This window comes from Azohydromonas sp., assembly GCF_035325925.1.
In the GTDB taxonomy this organism is placed as follows: domain Bacteria; phylum Pseudomonadota; class Gammaproteobacteria; order Burkholderiales; family Burkholderiaceae_C; genus Calidifontimicrobium.
Window position 1 is genome coordinate 57241 of sequence record NZ_DAOKZA010000013.1, and the last position, 13845, is coordinate 71085.

Here is a 13845-nt window from a genome sequence, read left to right on the forward strand (position 1 = left end):
CCCCCGGCGACGGTGGAGCGTGCCAAGGGTGGCGGGCCGCTGGCGCTCGAGGGCACCGCGGTGAAGGTCGAGCGGCGGGCGACAGGCCGCGTCAGCCGGCGGCCAGCAAGCCCTTCTTGCGCAGCATCGGTTCGATGCGCGCCTCGCGGCCGCGGAACGCGACGTAGGTGGCGCTTGGCTCGACGCTGTTGCCGGCGGCGTAGACGTGGCGGCGCAAGCGCTCGGCGGTGGTGCGGTCGAACGCGTCGCCGGCCTCGACGAACGCGTCGTGGGCGTCGGCGTCGAGCACCTCGGCCCACAGGTACACGTAGTAGCCGGCGGCGTAGCTCGACCCCGAGAACAGGTGCTGGAAGTGCACCAGCCGGTGGTTCATGCCGACCTCGGGCGGCGCACCCAGACGCTGCAGCACGTCGCGCTCGAAGGCCACCGCGTCGTCGGGCGTGCGGCCGCGGCCCAGCGCGTGCGCCTCGAGGTCGACGATCGCGCTGGCGGTGTAGCGCAGCGTCTCGTAGCCCTGGCCGAAGTGGCGCGCGGCGTGCAGGCGCTCGATCAGCGCGTCGGGGATCGGCTCACCGGTGGCCGCGTGGCGCGCGTGGCGGCGCAGGACCTCGGGCTCGAGCGCCCAGTGCTCGAACAGCTGGCTGGGCAGCTCGACGAAGTCGCGCAGCACCTGCGTGCCCGACAGCCGCCGGTAGCGCACCTGCGACAGCAGCCCGTGCAGCGCGTGGCCGAACTCGTGGAACAGCGTGCGCACGTCGTCGAAGCCGAGCAGCGTCGGCTCGCCGGGCGATGCCTTGGCGAAGTTGTTGTTGTTCAGGATCACCGGCGTCGTGCCCAGCGCCTGCGACTGCCAGCGCAGCGCGCTCATCCACGCGCTGCTGCGCTTGCCCGGCCGCGCGAAGTTGTCGTGCAGGAACACCCCCACCGGCGCGCCGGCGGCGTCGAACACCTCGTGCGCGACGACGTCGGGGTGGTACACGGGCAGGTCGGCGCGCGGCACGAAGCGCAGCCCGAACAGCCGCTGCGCGCAGTCGAACGCCGCGGCGACCATGCGCTCGAGCGCGAAGTACGGCTTGACCTCGGCGTCGTCGATCGCGTAGCGGCGCCGGCGCAGCCGCTCGGCCCAGAAGCGCCAGTCCCAGCCCTCGAGCGGCTCGTCGCCGCCGCGATCGCGCTGCAGTTCGCGCAGCGCGTCGCGCTCGCGCCCGACCGCCGCCAGCGCACGCGCCCACACGTCGTCGAGCAGGCGGCGCACCGCGCGCTGCTCGCGCGCCATCGTGTCGTCGAGCGCATAGTCGGCGTAGCTGGCGAAGCCGTGCAGCGCGGCCTGCTCGGCGCGCAGTCGCAGGATCTCGCGCACCAGGTCGCGGTTGTCGCTCGCGCCGTCGACGCCCTCGCCGCGGCCGACCCAGGCGCGCCACGCGCGCTCGCGCAGGTCGCGCCGCGGGCTGTGCGTGAGCAAAGGCACCACCAGCGAGCGCGACAGCGTGATCACGTGTCCATCGGCCAGGCCGCGGTCGACGGCGGCCTGGCGTGCCGCGGCACGCACGCCGTCGGGCAGCCCGGCGAGGTCGGCCTCGCCGCGCAGCTCGAGCTGCCAGCGCGACTCGTCGGCCAGCACGTTCTGCGCGAACTGCGTGGTCAGCGTCGCCAGCCGCTGCACGATCTGCGCGTGGCGCGCCTGCGCGGCGGCGCCGAGGCGCGCGCCGGCGCGCACGTGGTCGCGGTGCAGCCGCTCGAGCAGGCGGCGCGACTCGGCGTCGATGCCCAGCGCGTCGCGCCGTTCGTGCAGCGCCTCGAGGCGCGCGAACACGCCGGGGTGCGTGAGCACCGCCTGCTCGTGCGCGGCCAGACGCGGCGCCATCTCGCGCTGCACCTGCTGCAGCGCCGGCGAGGTGCGCGACGCGGTCAGGTTGTAGAACAGGTGCGACAGCCGGGCCAGCGGCTGGCCGGCGGCGTCGAGCGCGGCCAGCGCCGTCGCGGCGTCGGCGTCGGCGCGCGCCGCGACGGCGTCGAGCTCGTCGCGGTGCGCGCGCATCGCCTGCTCGAACGCCGGCGCGAAGTGCTCGGGGCGCACGCGGTCGAACGGCGGCAGCCCGTGCGGCGCGGTCCAGGGCTCGAGCAGCGGGTTGCCGGTGGCGTCGGACATCGCGGCGCCCCTCACTGGCCGCGGCGGATCGCGATCTCGTCGTCCTCGCGGTAGCGGCGGTTGCCGCATTCGTCGACCCACAGGTCGCGCTCGCGCTGCAGCGCCTCGGCACGCTGGTTGAGCTGCTGGTTGCGCTCGTTCCAGCGCTGTGCCTGCTCGTCGCGCGCGCGCAGCTTGTCGTTGTAGGCCTTGACCTTGCCCTCGAAGCTGCCGGCGACCTCGTCCTGCTCGGTGCGCAGCGCCTGGCCGTCGCGGTCGATCGACTGGCGCTCGGCGTCGAGCTGACGCTTCTGCCGCTCGGCGATCGGCCCCGACCGGCCCGCGGCCTGGAAGTCCTTCATGCGCTGGTTCCACGCCTCGACGCGCTCGCTGAGCTCCTTCGCGCGCGCGGCGAACTGCTGCGACGACTGGCGCATCTGCTCGATGGCGTCGCGCTCGCCCTTGAGCGACTCGGCCTCGCGCTCGATCGCGCCGCGTTCGGCGTCGTGCGCGCCGCGTTCGCGCTGCAGCGTCTCGTTGTCCTTGTTCAGCGTGTCCTGGCGCCGCAGGCAGGCGCGCAGCTCCTCGCGCGTGAGCAGCGGCCCGCTCGACGAGCCCGCGCCGAGCGACGAGGTCTTCGGCGCGCTGCCCTGCGCGAAAACCGCAGCGGGCAGCCCCGTCAGCAGGGCGGCGGCGAGCAGCAAGGGCAGGGCGGGGAGTCGGTTCATCGGGGTCCTCGTGGCATCGCGGTGGCCGGCGCCGCCCGCAGGGCCGGCAATCATGCCACCGCGCGCGAAACCCGCGCCGCACCCGGCCATCGGACCCCTGTCGCCCAGGCGGCAGCCGCGAAGCGCCGGCGCGCCGACAATGCCGCGCGTGCGACGAACCCGCCGCGAGACGCCTGCACCGATGCCTGCTGCCCCCGCCGCCCTGCCCCTGTCGACGCTGCTCGCACGCGCACGCGTCGACGGCGACGCCCTTCGCTTCGAGATCGGTGCCGACTGGCTGCAGGGCCGCAGCGCGTTCGGCGGGCTCGTCGCGGCGCTGGGCGTGCACGCGCTGCGCGAACGGCTGCGCGCCGAAGGCGTCGAGCCGCCACCGCTGCGCGCGCTGCAGACCAGCTTCGTCGCACCGGTCGACGCCGGTGCCGTCGAGGTCATCGCACAGCGCCTGCGCAGCGGGCGCAGCGCGCACCAGGCGATGGCCCAGCTGCGGCAAGACGGCCAGGTGCGCAGCGTGCTGCTGGCGGTGTTCGCCGCCGAGCGCGACAGCGCGATCGAGCCGCTGCGCCCGCACCGCCCCGACGACGTGCCGCCACCGCAGGCGCTGCCGCCGGTGCCCTACGTCGCCGGCGCGGCGCCGCCGTTCCTGCAGCACTTCGACATGCGCTGGGCCGGCGGGCCGCCACCCTACAGCGGCGGTCGCGGGCACACGAACCAGATGCACCTGCGCCTGCGCGACCCGGCGCCGCAGGTGGTCGACGACGAGCTGCTCGCGGTGCTGCTGGCCGACGTCGCGCCGACGCCGGTGATCGGCCAGCCGCGCGAACGCGTGCCGGCCAGCTCGGTCACCTGGGCGCTCGAGCTGCGCACCGACCCGCACCGGCGCAGCGACCCGCTGGCATGGTGGCGCGCCGACACCGAGGCGCTGGCCGTCGACGGCGGGCTGGTCAACCAGGCCGCCCGCCTGTGGGCACCCGACGGCCGGCTCGCGGCGCTGGGCACGCAGCTGGTCGCCGTGTTCGGATGACGCCGCGCGGCCCCGGCGCGCGTGCGGCGCCGCCGCGGGGGCTGTGGCACAGTGCCGGCCGATGCAGCGCGCCGAACCCCTGTCCCGCCGCCGAGTCGCGCGATGGCGCTGAAATCGACCGTCTACAAGGCCCAGCTGGCGATCGCCGACATGGACCGCGCGCTGTACGCCGACCATGCGCTGACGCTGGCGCGCCACCCGTCGGAGACCGACGAGCGGCTGATGGTGCGGCTGCTCGCCTTCGCGCTGCACGTGCCGGCCGACGACCGGCGCGGGCGGCTCGAGATGGCGCGCGGCCTGTCGGACACCGACGAGCCCGATCTGTGGCAGCACGACCTCGGCGGCGCCCTGGTGCACTGGATCGAGGTCGGCCAGCCCGACGAGCGACGGCTGCTGAAGGCCTGCGGGCGCGCCGAGCGCGTCACCGTGCTGGCCTACAGCGCGTCGGTGCCGCTGTGGTGGGCGCCGCTGGCCGAGCGCGTGGCGCGCTGCGCGAACCTCGCGGTCTGGCAGCTGCCCAGCGAGCAGTCGAAGGCGCTCGCCGCGCTGGCGCAGCGTTCCATGCAGTTGCAGGTGACGGTGCAGGACGCGCTGGTGTGGGTCGGCGACGCGAAGCACTCGGTCGAGCTGGCGCCCGCGCGACTGCTGCCGCGCGAAGGCGCGCGGCCGTGACACCCGCCGCCGGCCGATGCGTGCGCTGCCTGCGGCCCTTTGCCTCGCGCTGGCGTGCTCGGGGTGCGGCATGACGCCGACCGCCCCGCGCGACGCCGCGCCCGACGACCCGTACCTGTGGCTCGAGGCCGTCGACGGCGAGCGCGCGCTGGACTGGGTGCGCGAGCGCAACGCGCACACCCGCGCGCGGCTCGAGGCCGACCCGGGCTTCGCGACGCGACGCGAGCGCATCCGCGAGGTGCTCGACTCGAAGGCGCAGATCCCGCAGGTGGTGCGCCGCGGCGCGCACCTGTACAACTTCTGGCGCGACGCCGACCACCCGCGCGGGCTGTGGCGGCGCACGACGCCCGACGACTACCGCCGCGATGTGCCGGCGTGGGAACTGCTGCTCGATCTCGACGCGCTCGCGCGCGACGAGGGCGAGAACTGGGTCTGGGCCGGTGCGCAGGTGCTCGGTCCGCGCTACGACCGTGCGCTGCTGCAGCTGTCGCGCGGCGGCGCCGACGCGGTGGTGGTGCGCGAGTTCGACCTCGCGACGCGGCGCTTCGTCGCGCCCGGCGAAGGCGGCTTCGTGCTGCCCGAGGCGAAGACCGACGTCGCCTGGCTCGACGACGACACGTTGCTCGTCGGCACCGACTTCGGCACCGGCTCGCTGACCGACTCGGGCTACCCGCGCGTGATCAAGCGCTGGCGACGCGGCCGCCCGCTGGCCGACGCGCGCACCGTGTTCGAGGGGCGCGCGCAGGACGTGTCGGTCGGCGCCTGGGTCGACCGCACGCCGGGGTTCGAACGCACCTTCCTGCGCCGCGCGATCGACTTCTACCGCGAAGAGATGTACCTGCTCGGCGCCGACGGCGTGCAGCGCATCGACAAGCCCGACGACGCCGACCTGCACTTCTGGCGCGACCGCGTGCTGGTCGAACTGCGCAGCGACTGGCCGGTGGCCGGCCGCACCTGGCCGGCAGGCTCGCTGCTGGTCGCCGACGCCGCAGCCTGGCTGCGTGGCGAGCGCCGGCTGCACGCGCTGTTCACGCCGACACCCACACGCGCGCTGGCCGGCTTCACGACGACGCGCACGCGCGTGCTGCTCGAGGTGCTCGAAGACGTGAGCAGCCGCATCGAGGCGTGGTGGCCGCAGGGCGACGGCTGGCAGGGGCGCACGCTGGACACGCCGGCGCCGGGCAGCGCGCACGTGGCCGCGCTGCACGACCCGCTGCTCGCCGACGACGCGCTCGCCGAGCGGTTCTTCCTGCAGTACACCGACTTCCTGACGCCGGACACGCTGTACCTGGGCGACGCCGGCGGCGGCGCGTTGCAGGCGCTGAAGTCGCTGCCGGCGTACTTCGACGCCGGGGCGCTGCGCGTCGAGCAGCGTTTCGTGCGCTCGCGCGACGGCGCGCGCGTGCCGTACTTCGTGGTCGGCCCGCGCGACGCGCCGCCCGGGCCGCGGCCGACGCTGCTGTACGGCTACGGCGGCTTCGAGGTCTCGCTGGCACCGTGGTACCTGGGCGCCACCGGCCGCGTCTGGCTCGAAGCCGGCGGCGTGTTCGTCGTCGCGAACATCCGCGGCGGCGGCGAGTACGGCCCCGCGTGGCACCAGGCGGCGCTGAAGGCCGGCCGGCAGCACGCGTTCGACGACTTCGTCGCCGTGGCCGAGGACCTGATCGGGCGCGGCGTCACCTCGCCGGACCGGCTCGGCATCCAGGGCGGCAGCAACGGCGGGCTGCTGGTCGCCGCGGTGATGCTGCAGCGCCCCGAGCTGTTCGGCGCCGTCGTCTGCCAGGTGCCGCTGCTCGACATGCGCCGCTACCACCGCCTGCTCGCCGGCGCGTCGTGGATCGCTGAGTACGGCGACCCCGACGACCCCGACGACTGGGCGGCGCTCGCCCGCTACAGCCCGTACCACCGGGTGCGCCCCGGCACGCGGCTGCCGCCGGTGCTGTTCACCACCTCGACGCGCGACGACCGCGTGCACCCGGGGCACGCGCGCAAGATGGCGGCGCGGATGATCGAACAGGGCCACGACGTGCTGTACTTCGAGAACATCGACGGCGGCCACGCCGGCGCGGCCGACAACGCGCAGCGCGCCGACATGCGTGCGCTCGAATTCACCTTCCTCTGGCAGCGCCTGGGCGGCGCGCCCCCACGCCGATGAACGTCGTGCACGACCCCGCGCGCTCGCGCTTCGAACTGCTCGTCGACGGCGAGCTCAGCGTGTGCCAGTACCGCCGCGTCGGCGACGTGGTGCAGATCGTGCACACCGAGGTGCCAGCGTCGCTGCAGGGGCACGGCATCGCCGCGCGGCTCGTCGAGGCGGCGCTGGCCTGGGTGCGCGCCGAGGGCCTGCGCGTGCAGCCGTTGTGCAGCTACGTCGCGGTGTACATGCGCCGGCACCCCGAGACGCAGGACCTGCTCGTGCGCTGAGCGGCTGCCGACGCGGCGCGCGTCGTGAACGATCGGACGCGAACACGCCTCAGCGCGCGCCGCGCTCGCGGTCCTGCAGCAGCCGCCACATCACCTTGCCCGAACCGCTCTTGGGCAGCGCGTCGACGAACTCGACGACGCGCGGCACCTTGTACGCGGCCATGTGCTCGCGCGCCCAGTCGACGATGTCCTGCGGCTTCGCGCTGGCGCGGTGCTCGGTGCGCAGCACGACCACCGCCTTGACCGTCTCGCCGCGGTACGCGTCGGCCGCCGAGATCACGCAGGCCTCCTGCACCAGCGGGCACTTGAACAGCATCAGTTCGACCTCGCTGGGCCAGACCTTGTAGCCGCTGGCGTTGATCATGCGCTTCAGGCGGTCGACGATGAAGAAGTAGCCCTCGTCGTCCATGCGCCCGAGGTCGCCGGAGCGGAAGAACGGCTTGCCGTCGATCTCGACGAACCCCGCGACGGTGGCATCGGGCTGGCGCCAGTAGCCCTTGAAGACCATCGGGCCGTGGATGACGATCTCGCCGGTCTCGCCGGATGGCAGCTCGTGCAGCGTCACCGGGTCGACGATGCGCGAGTCGACGCCGAAGATCGGCATGCCCAGGCACTGCAGCTTGGCGCGCTCGGGCGGGTTGAGGTGCGACGGCGCGGCGGTCTCGGTCAGGCCGTAGCCCTCGACGAAGTCCAGGCCGAACTCGGCGCGCAGCCGCTCGGCCACCGCCTGCGGCATCGCCGCGCCGCCGCCCGACAGGTAGACCAGGCTCGTCAGGTCGAAGCCGGCGTAGTTCGGGCTGCCGAACAGGTCGATGATCATCGTCGGGATGCAGGTCCAGTGCGTCACGCGGTGGCGCGCGATCAGCCGCGCGGCCAGTTCGCGGTCCCAGCGCGGCATCAACACCGACGTCGAGCCGGCGTACACCGGCGCGAGCACGCCGTAGACCATGCCCGTGATGTGGAACATCGGCACCACCGTCAGCGACACCGTCTCCGCGCCGGACCAGCCCCATTGCCCGCTGGCGGCATTGGCCATCAGCGTGCGGTGCGTGTGCATGCAGCCCTTGGGCAGCCCGGTGGTGCCCGAGGTGTAAGGCAGCAGCGCGAGGTCGTCGGCCGACACCGCCGGCGGCGTGAACGGCAGCGACGCGCCTTGCGCCAGCGCGTCGGCCCAGCGCGTCAGCGGCAGGCCCTCGGGCAGGGGCGCCTCGGCGAGCAGCCAGTCGCGCATCGCCGCCGGCACGCCGAGCGCGGGGTCGATGCCATCGGGCAGCGCGTCGGCGTAGCGCGCGACCACGACCTGACGCAGCCGTTGCGCCGGCGGCAGCGCGGCGTCGGCCTGCGCGACGATGCCGGCCAGGTCGGCGGCGCAGACGGCCACCGTGGCCTGCGCGTCGGCGAGGCAGTGGCCGAGTTCGTCGGCGCGGTTCATCGGGTTCACCGGCACCACCACCGCGCCGGCCTTCATCGCCGCGTAGAACGCCACCAGGAACTGCGGACAGTTCTGCAGGAACAGCGCGACGCGGTCGCCCGCGGCCACGCCCTTCGCCTGCAGCCAGGCCGCCAGCGCCTGCGCCTGGCGGTCGAGCGCGGCGTAGCTCAGCGTGTGGCCGAGGAACAGGCAGGCCGGCTTGTCGGGCCAGCGCGCGGCCGAGACCTGCAGGTTGTACCCGAGCGGCGTGGCCGGGATCGCCAGCGCACGCGGCAGCCGGCGCGGCCAGTGGGCGTGGTGCGGACGGGCAGCATCGGGAGCGTTCATGTGCGGTGGGGTGGAGGCGACACCCCGCCTTTTAGCGCAGCGTGCACCGCGCGCCCATTGCCGCCTTCCCGCAGCGGCACCGCGGCGGTGGGCGGCGCGGCGACAATACGCGGCTCGCGGCGCCGGCGGCGCGCCGCCCCACGCACACACCACGCCATGGCCATCATCCTGCAACACCTTCCCGTCGGCCAGAAGGTCGGCATCGCGTTCTCCGGCGGCCTGGACACCAGCGCCGCGCTGCTGTGGATGCGTCACAAGGGCGCCTTGCCCTACGCCTACACCGCCCACCTCGGCCAGCCCGACGAACCCGACTACGACGACATCCCCAAGCGCGCGCTCGCCTATGGCGCCGAAAAGGCCCGGCTGGTCGACTGCCGCGCGCAGCTGGTGGCCGAGGGCATCGCCGCGCTGCAGTGCGGCGCGTTCCACGTGTCCACGGCCGGGCTGACCTACTTCAACACCACGCCGATCGGCCGCGCGGTGACCGGCACGATGCTGGTGGCCGCGATGAAGGACGACGACGTGCACGTGTGGGGCGACGGCAGCACCTACAAGGGCAACGACATCGAGCGCTTCTACCGCTACGGGCTGCTCGCCAACCCGGCGCTGAAGATCTACAAGCCCTGGCTCGACCAGAGCTTCATCGACGAGCTCGGCGGGCGCAAGGAGATGAGCGAGTTCCTCATCGCGCACGGCTTCGACTACAAGATGAGCGTCGAGAAGGCCTACTCGACCGACTCGAACATGCTCGGCGCGACGCACGAGGCCAAGGACCTCGAGCACCTGAACCGCGGCATGCGCATCGTGCAGCCGATCATGGGCGTGGCGTTCTGGCGCGACGACGTGCACGTGCGCGCCGAGGACGTCACGGTGCGCTTCGACGAAGGCCGGCCGGTGGCGCTCAACGGCGTGACGTACGACGACCCGGTGTCGCTGATGCTCGAGGCCAACCGCATCGGCGGGCGCCACGGGCTGGGCATGAGCGACCAGATCGAGAACCGCATCATCGAGGCCAAGAGCCGCGGCATCTACGAGGCCCCCGGGCTGGCGCTGCTGTTCATCGCCTACGAGCGCCTGGTCACCGGCATCCACAACGAGGACACGATCGAGCAGTACCGCGACAACGGGCGCAAGCTCGGCCGGCTGCTGTACCAGGGGCGCTGGTTCGACCCGCAGGCGATCATGCTGCGCGAGAGCGCGCAGCGCTGGGTCGCGCGCGCGATCACCGGCGAGGTCACGCTCGAGCTGCGCCGCGGCAACGACTACTCGATCCTCGACACCGCGTCGCCGAACCTGACCTATCATCCCGAGCGGCTGACGATGGAGAAGGGCGAGTCGATGTTCACCCCGGCCGACCGCATCGGCCAGCTGACCATGCGCAACCTCGACATCGTCGACACACGCGACAAGCTCGCGATCTACGCGCGCAGCGGGCTGCTGTCGGTCGGCAGCGGCGCGTCGCTGCCGCGCCTGGCCGACGAGGACACTGCGCGGTGAGGCTGCGCCGGCGCGACGCGCTGTTCGCCGCGGCCGCGCTGCCGTGGTGGTCGACGCCGGTGTCGGCGGCGCTGCCCGCGCCCACCGGCACCGTCGTGCTGAGCGTCGGCGGAACGCTGCGTGCGCCGAATGCCGGCGCCGAGGCGCAGTTCGACATGGCCATGCTCGAGGCGCTGCCGCAGCACGAATTGCGCGTGCGCACGCCGTGGTACGACGGTGTGCGCCTGTTCACCGGGCCGCTGCTGCGCGACGTGCTCGACCGCGCCGGCGCGCACGGCACCGCGCTGCGCGCTCGGGCGCTCAACAACTACCGCGTCGACATCCCGGTCGACGACGTGCGACGCTGGGACGTGGTGCTCGCGCGGTTGCTCGACGGCAAGCCGATGTCGGTGCGCGAGAAAGGGCCGCTGTTCGTGATGTACCCGTTCGACCGCCACGACGAGCTGCGCAGCGCCGTGTACTACAGCCGCTGCATCTGGCAGCTGCGCTCGATCGAGGTGCGATGAGCGCCGCCGCACGGCCGCCCGAAGGCGGCGCTCTCCTCCCGCGGGGAGGGGGTCGCGGCAGCGGCCGGAGGGCCGACCGATGACCGCCGCCGCACGGCCGCCCGAAGGCGGCGCTCTCCTCCCGCGGGGAGGGGGCCGCGGCAGCGGCCGCAGGGCCGTGCGATGAGCGACGTCCCCGACGCCGCCCCGGCGCACCGGCTGGGCTGGCCGTTCTGGGCCACCGGCGCGCTGCTGGTGCTGGTGCTCGCCGCAGTGGCCTACGTCCAGTCGCGCCAGCACCAGCTGCTGAACCTCACCGACCAGTACGAGGAGGACTACCTGCAGATCAGCCTCGGGCAGATCGAGACCGAGTACCTGCGCCTGCGCGAAGTCTGGCACGACGCGGCGCAGGCCACGCCGGTGCCGGACGACGCGCTGCGCATGCGCTACGACATCTTCGTCAGCCGCGTCGACCTGCTCGGCAGCGCGACGGCCGAACGCCTGCTGCGCGACCGCCCCGAGTACCGCGACACCGAGCAGCTGCTGCGCGGCTTCGTGCGCGACGCCGACGCGCTGCTCGGCCCGCAGCCCGTGCGAGCGCTCGACGCCGAGGCGCTGCGCGCGCTGCAGCCGGCGCTGGACGCGCTCGACGAGCCGATCCACACGCTGACGCTCGAGTCGTCGCACCAGGCCAGCGCGCAGGTGGCGCTGCGCAACCAGACGGTGCGCCGGCACAACCAGGTCGCGCTCGGATTGACCGCGCTGCTGTCGGTGACCACGCTGGGGTTCGGGCTGGTCGCGATGGGCCAGATGCGCCAGCTCGACGGCCGACGCCAGCGCCTGCTCGCGCTGGCGCGCGACCTGCGCGAGGCGCGCCGCGCCGCCGAGGCGGCCAGCGAGGCGAAGAGCACGTTCCTCGCGAACATGAGCCACGAGATCCGCACGCCGTTCCACGGCCTGCTGGGCATGCTCTCGCTGCTGCGCGACACGCGGCTCGACGAGCGCCAGCGCGCGCAGCTGAAGACGGCCACCGAGTCGGCCGACCACCTGCTGGCGATCCTCAACGACGTGCTCGACCTGTCCAAGCTCGAGGCCGGCACGCTGCAGCTGAGCCCCGAACCGGTCGAGCTGCAGCGGCTGGTCGACGACGTCGAGGCGCTGATGCGCCCGCAGGTCATCGGCAAGGGGCTGGCGATGCACGTCGCGGTCGACTCGGCGCTGCCGCCGCGCGTGATGGTCGACGCGACGCGCGTCAAGCAGGTGTTGTTCAACCTGCTGTCCAACGCGATCAAGTTCTCCGACCGAGGCTCGGTGATGCTCGAGGTGCAGCGCGGCGACGCACGCATCGAGTTCATCGTCACCGACACCGGCATCGGCATCGACGAGGCGACGCTGACCCGGCTGTTCGAGCGCTTCACGCAGGGCGACGCCAGCCGTTCGCGCCGCCACTTCGGTGCCGGGCTGGGACTGGAGATCTCGCGCAACCTGGCGCGGCTGATGGGCGGCGACATCACCGTGCGCAGCACACCCGGCCAGGGCAGCCGATTCCAGTTCGACCTGCCGCTGGTCGAGGCGCCGCCGCCGGCGGTTGCCGCGGCGCCCGCGGAAGTGCCGGCGCCGGCGCGGTCGCTGCGCGTGCTCGCCGCCGAGGACCACCCGGTCAACCGGCTGTACCTGGCCGCGCTGCTCGAGCGCCTGGGCCACGACGCGCTGTTCGTCGAGAACGGCGTGCAGGCGGTGCACACGGCACGCGAGCTGGTCGACCGCGGCGAGCGCGTCGACCTGGTGCTGATGGACCTGCACATGCCCGAGCTCGACGGCGTCGAGGCGACACGGCGCATCCGCGCGCTCGGCGGCGCGATGGCCGCGGTGCCGATCATGGCGCTGACCGCCGACGTGTTCCCCGAGACCCGCGAGCGCTGCCTAGCCGCCGGCATGACCGGATTCCTCGCCAAGCCGGTCGACCCGAACGCGCTGTCGGCGGCGATGGCGCGGGCATAGGCAACCACCCGCGCCGCGCCGACCGCGTCGGCCCCGTGTGGGTCAGATCACCACGGGTTCGGGCTCGAGGCGGATGCCGAAGCGGCCGTAGACGCTCTCCTGGATCGCGCGCGCCAGCGTGACCACCTCGGCCCCGCTGGCGCCGCCGCGGTTGACCAGCACCAGCGCCTGGCGCTCGTACACGCCGGCGCGGCCGACCGACTTGCCCTTCCAGCCGCAGGCGTCGATCAGCCAGCCGGCGGCGAGCTTGCAGCGCCCGTCGGGCAGCACGTAGTGCACGACGTGCGGGTCGCGGCCGATGATGTCGCGGCACTGCTCGGCGCTGACCACCGGGTTCTTGAAGAAGCTGCCGGCGTTGCCGATCTCGGCCGGGTCGGGCAGCTTGGCGCGACGGATCTCGCACACCCAGTCGAAGATCGTGCGCGCGTCGGGCGCCGCGATGCCCGTCTCGTGCACCCTGCGCTCGAGGTCGAGGTAGCCGAGCACCGGCCGCCACGGCTGCGGCAGCCGCAGGCGCACGCGCGTGATCAGGCTCTTGCCGGCCAGCCCGCCGAAACCGCCGTGCTTGAACACGCTGTCGCGGTAGCCGAAGCGGCACGCGGCGGCGTCGAGCGTGACGCTGCGCCCGGTGACCAGGTCGACCGCGTCGAGCGCCTCGAAGCGCTCGGCCAGCTCGACGCCGTAGGCGCCGATGTTCTGCACCGGTGCGGCACCGACGGTGCCGGGGATCAGCGCCAGGTTCTCGAGCCCGGGCAGGCCCTGGTCGAGCGTCCACGCGACGAAGTCGTGCCAGTTCTCGCCACCGCCGGCCTCGACGATCACCGCGTCGTCGCGCCGCTCGACCACGCGCCGCCCGCGCACCTCGACTTTCAGCACCACCTGCTGCACGTCGCGCGTGAGCACGACGTTGCTGCCGCCGCCGAGCACCAGCTTGGGCTCGCGCCCCAGTTCGGGGTCGGCGAGCAGGCGCCGCACGTCGGCGTCGGCGGCGATGCGCGCCAGCGCGCGCGCCGTCGCCGGCAGCCCGAACGTGTTGTACGCACGCAGGCTGACGTTGCGTTCGACGGTGGGTCCCGCGGCGGAGGTCGGCATGGCAGAATTTTCCCCGATCGCCGCCTTCGCACCCGACC

General features: G+C 73.8%; 11 protein-coding genes. 7 read left to right on the forward strand and 4 right to left on the reverse strand.

The features are described from left to right. Positions 1-91: 91 nt before the first annotated feature. Positions 92-2149, reverse strand: a complete 2058-nt coding sequence (locus PKC53_RS07040; protein ID WP_324427650.1) for a M3 family metallopeptidase — start codon at positions 2147-2149, stop codon at positions 92-94. A gap of 11 nt (positions 2150-2160) precedes the next feature. Next, complete coding sequence (locus PKC53_RS07045) at positions 2161-2856, reverse strand: hypothetical protein (RefSeq protein WP_324427652.1); 696 nt, start codon at positions 2854-2856, stop codon at positions 2161-2163. A 181-nt stretch (positions 2857-3037) separates the two neighbouring features. Here PKC53_RS07045 and PKC53_RS07050 point away from each other — a divergent pair, with 181 nt between their 5' ends. The 4 genes from PKC53_RS07050 (at position 3038) to PKC53_RS07065 (ending at position 6973) form a co-directional block, all read left to right on the forward strand. Then, positions 3038-3877, forward strand: a complete 840-nt coding sequence (locus tag PKC53_RS07050; RefSeq protein WP_324427654.1) for a thioesterase family protein — start codon at positions 3038-3040, stop codon at positions 3875-3877. 102 nt (positions 3878-3979) lie between these two features. Next, the gene (locus PKC53_RS07055) at positions 3980-4549 is read left to right on the forward strand and encodes a YaeQ family protein (RefSeq protein ID WP_324427656.1); all 570 of its coding nucleotides are present in this window, start codon (positions 3980-3982) and stop codon (positions 4547-4549) included. Positions 4550-4619: 70 nt separating this feature from the next. Further along, positions 4620-6704 (forward strand): prolyl oligopeptidase family serine peptidase, encoded by a 2085-nt coding sequence (locus PKC53_RS07060; protein WP_324427658.1) that lies wholly within the window; start codon positions 4620-4622, stop codon positions 6702-6704. Further along, on the forward strand, positions 6701-6973 hold the full coding sequence (locus PKC53_RS07065) for a GNAT family N-acetyltransferase (RefSeq protein WP_324427660.1): 273 nt from the start codon (positions 6701-6703) through the stop codon (positions 6971-6973). Before PKC53_RS07060 ends, PKC53_RS07065 begins: the two co-directional genes overlap by 4 nt. 49 nt (positions 6974-7022) lie before the next feature. On the opposite strand, the gene PKC53_RS07070 is transcribed toward PKC53_RS07065, so the two are convergent. Next, positions 7023-8732 carry a long-chain-fatty-acid--CoA ligase gene (locus PKC53_RS07070; RefSeq protein WP_324427662.1) on the reverse strand — a complete coding sequence of 570 codons (1710 nt, stop codon included), beginning with the start codon at positions 8730-8732 and terminating at the stop codon, positions 7023-7025. A 156-nt stretch (positions 8733-8888) separates the two neighbouring features. Between PKC53_RS07070 and argG the strand changes: the two genes are divergently transcribed. From argG to PKC53_RS07085, 3 genes are all read left to right on the forward strand, one after another. Continuing rightward, complete coding sequence (gene argG / locus PKC53_RS07075; RefSeq protein WP_324427663.1) at positions 8889-10229, forward strand: argininosuccinate synthase; 1341 nt, start codon at positions 8889-8891, stop codon at positions 10227-10229. Then, on the forward strand, positions 10226-10735 hold the full coding sequence (locus PKC53_RS07080) for a hypothetical protein (RefSeq protein WP_324427664.1): 510 nt from the start codon (positions 10226-10228) through the stop codon (positions 10733-10735). Before argG ends, PKC53_RS07080 begins: the two co-directional genes overlap by 4 nt. Positions 10736-10897: 162 nt before the next feature. Then, a complete protein-coding gene (locus tag PKC53_RS07085; RefSeq protein ID WP_324427665.1) occupies positions 10898-12715 on the forward strand; it encodes an ATP-binding protein in 1818 nt (605 codons plus the stop codon). Between the two features lie 42 nt (positions 12716-12757). On the opposite strand, the gene murB is transcribed toward PKC53_RS07085, so the two are convergent. Next, complete coding sequence (murB, locus tag PKC53_RS07090; RefSeq protein ID WP_324427666.1) at positions 12758-13807, reverse strand: UDP-N-acetylmuramate dehydrogenase; 1050 nt, start codon at positions 13805-13807, stop codon at positions 12758-12760. Positions 13808-13845 lie beyond the last annotated feature (38 nt).

What these genes read in the sequence shown, in the direction of transcription:
- PKC53_RS07040 (WP_324427650.1), bottom strand. Translation starts at nt 2,149, where the DNA reads ATGTCCGACGCCACCGGCAACCCGCTGCTCGAGCCCTGGACCGCGCCG.
- PKC53_RS07045 (WP_324427652.1), bottom strand. Translation starts at nt 2,856, where the DNA reads ATGAACCGACTCCCCGCCCTGCCCTTGCTGCTCGCCGCCGCCCTGCTG.
- PKC53_RS07050 (WP_324427654.1), top strand. Translation starts at nt 3,038, where the DNA reads ATGCCTGCTGCCCCCGCCGCCCTGCCCCTGTCGACGCTGCTCGCACGC.
- PKC53_RS07055 (WP_324427656.1), top strand. Translation starts at nt 3,980, where the DNA reads ATGGCGCTGAAATCGACCGTCTACAAGGCCCAGCTGGCGATCGCCGAC.
- PKC53_RS07060 (WP_324427658.1), top strand. Translation starts at nt 4,620, where the DNA reads ATGACGCCGACCGCCCCGCGCGACGCCGCGCCCGACGACCCGTACCTG.
- PKC53_RS07065 (WP_324427660.1), top strand. Translation starts at nt 6,701, where the DNA reads ATGAACGTCGTGCACGACCCCGCGCGCTCGCGCTTCGAACTGCTCGTC.
- PKC53_RS07070 (WP_324427662.1), bottom strand. Translation starts at nt 8,732, where the DNA reads ATGAACGCTCCCGATGCTGCCCGTCCGCACCACGCCCACTGGCCGCGC.
- argG (WP_324427663.1), top strand. Translation starts at nt 8,889, where the DNA reads ATGGCCATCATCCTGCAACACCTTCCCGTCGGCCAGAAGGTCGGCATC.
- PKC53_RS07085 (WP_324427665.1), top strand. Translation starts at nt 10,898, where the DNA reads ATGAGCGACGTCCCCGACGCCGCCCCGGCGCACCGGCTGGGCTGGCCG.
- murB (WP_324427666.1), bottom strand. Translation starts at nt 13,807, where the DNA reads ATGCCGACCTCCGCCGCGGGACCCACCGTCGAACGCAACGTCAGCCTG.